Source organism: Vibrio sp. 1078-1 (genome assembly GCF_033340475.1).
Window position 1 is genome coordinate 1 of sequence record NZ_JAWOWM010000943.1, and the last position, 511, is coordinate 511.

Annotated in this window: 1 protein-coding gene and 1 pseudogene; both read left to right on the plus strand. The window is 47.0% G+C overall.

All coding sequences use genetic code 11. The features are described from left to right. Positions 1-90: pseudogene (locus tag R7190_RS30995) on the plus strand (bifunctional adenosylcobinamide kinase/adenosylcobinamide-phosphate guanylyltransferase); the annotation flags it as partial. Positions 91-102: 12 nt separating this feature from the next. After that, positions 103-511, plus strand: a 409-nt coding sequence (gene cobC / locus R7190_RS31000; RefSeq protein ID WP_318138357.1) for an alpha-ribazole phosphatase family protein, incomplete at its 3' end; no start/stop codon positions are given.

Genomic DNA, 511 nt, shown 5'->3' on the forward strand with positions numbered 1-511 from the left:
AATGCAGGGCGCATGAATCAACAACTTGCTCAAGTATGCTCTCGAGTAACGTTTGTTGCGGCAGGGTTGCCATTGGTTCTTAAAGAATAGGATACGAAGGTAATGAAAACGCTCAATATCTATCTTATGCGTCATGGAAAAGTAGACGCCGCGCCTGGCTTATATGGTCAGACTGATCTCAAAGTGAAAGAGGCCGAGCAGCAGCGAATCTCCATGGCTTGGAAAACCAAAGGATACGACGTAGCGGGGATAATATCGTCGCCGCTTTCTCGTTGTCACGATTTGGCGCAAGTATTAGCTGAGCAACAATTGTTGCCTATGACCACCGAAGACGATCTGCAAGAAATGGACTTTGGTGACTTCGACGGCATGCCATTTGATTTGCTTACTGAACATTGGAAAAAACTCGATGCCTTTTGGCAATCACCCGCCCACCATTCGTTGCCTAATGCCGAGAGCTTAAGCACATTTTCTCAGCGCGTTAGTCGCGCTTGGTCTCAAATCATTAACG